A 1,430-nucleotide genomic window follows, 5' to 3' on the forward strand; every position below is an offset into this window, starting at 1 on the left:
ACTTTTACTTCATTTTTGAGCGCATTCATCTCTTGTTGCATATTATCAATGTTGCCAAGCGCACGCTGTAGTTGTAGCTGATGTTTGCGCACTAAAATTTCTGCCTCATTTAATGTAAGTTTCATAGAGGCGGCATTCTTCTCCTCTTTGCGGGCGACACTCTTATAAAAAAATGTCCGCACTATCATATACAGCACAAAAAGTATAAATCCTGTGAGAAAAATCCATTGTGCAAAAAGATTCATAACTTTCTCTCCAATCTATCTACCCGAGCTTACGCACCCTCTCAAGATGTCTGCCACCTTCAAACTCTGTGCTAAAAAACTGCAACACGATTTCTTCTGCCTCACCCTGCCCTATCACACGCTCACCCATGCATAATACATTAGCATCATTATGTGCGCGTGCCATTTTTGCCAAATATGGATCGGTACAAAGTGCTGCGCGTATACCGCTAAAGCGATTTGCTGCTATACTCATACCTATGCCACTGCCACAAATAAGCACACCTTTAGATTCTGTATTAGCACTAACGCTCTCACAAAGCTTTTTGGCAAAATCTGGATAATCCACACGCAAATTCGAATCTGGACCCAAGTCGCAAACTTCCAAACTTTTGGCACAAAGCACCTCTTTGACAAATTCCTTTAATCTAAATCCTGCGTGATCTGATGCGATAAAAACCTGCATTATAACACCCCTGTTTCTAAAATATGCTCTTTGGTTTCTTCTAGTGCTTGCTGTGATGAGACTTGCTTATCTCTATATTGCTTGGCTAACTCCTCAAGACCATTTATTCCTCTAAACAAACGCTCCCAACGCGTGATATAACGCTCTGATGTATGTATATCTGCACCTACTTCCTCACTATTAGCTTTTGTGAAACTAAAATAAATAAACCACGGCTGCCCTATGATATTGTTGTATGACACACTACCCCAAAATCGAGAATCAAAACTATTGTTGCGATTATCTCCTGCCATAAAAAATGAATCTTGTGGCACTTTAGTATAAAAAAATACTTCACCTTGCCTATCACGCAATTTATCCATCGCTATACCATCACGCATAGCCATATCCATAAACCCAAGGTTTGATACATACACAAATTCGTCTTGTGCAAAGGTGGTATATTGTTTCTCAAAAATATCGCAATCTATGCGTCTATCTGCATCAGAGATACTCCCACCATCTTTACAAACTTTGGTATACAATCCTTTTTCATCACGAAAATATGCGCGTTTATATAGCGGCGTGATCCTAGAATTTTGGGCTTCAGATATATGCCACCACCTTGGTGCATAATAAATTCCTGCGTGCTGTAATATAAATGGATCTTTTATAAATGTTCTTCCTAAAAATTCTCGTGTTTCCAATTTCTCACCTAATTGCTCTTTAAATTCTTTGATTCCAGCATCTCCATTGTTTGG

Annotated in this window: 3 protein-coding genes; all 3 read right to left on the bottom strand. The window is 39.2% G+C overall.

Translation table 11 applies throughout. The annotated features are described in order from the left end of the window. A partial coding sequence (locus C6H22_RS08330; protein ID WP_104694805.1) for a hypothetical protein occupies positions 1-245 on the bottom strand: 245 nt, incomplete at its 3' end. 19 nt (positions 246-264) lie between these two features. Next, entirely contained in the window at positions 265-690 is a 426-nt protein-coding gene (rpiB, locus tag C6H22_RS08335; protein ID WP_104694806.1) for a ribose 5-phosphate isomerase B, read from the bottom strand. Then, positions 690-1,430 (bottom strand): S26 family signal peptidase (locus C6H22_RS08340; RefSeq protein ID WP_199769834.1); only part of this gene is annotated, 741 nt, incomplete at its 5' end. The genes C6H22_RS08340 and rpiB, both read right to left, overlap by 1 nt.

Origin of the sequence: Helicobacter equorum, from assembly GCF_900198655.1 — a bacterium.
Classification (GTDB): domain Bacteria; phylum Campylobacterota; class Campylobacteria; order Campylobacterales; family Helicobacteraceae; genus Helicobacter_F; species Helicobacter_F equorum.

What these genes read in the sequence shown, in the direction of transcription:
- rpiB (WP_104694806.1), bottom strand. Translation starts at nt 690, where the DNA reads ATGCAGGTTTTTATCGCATCAGATCACGCAGGATTTAGATTAAAGGAA.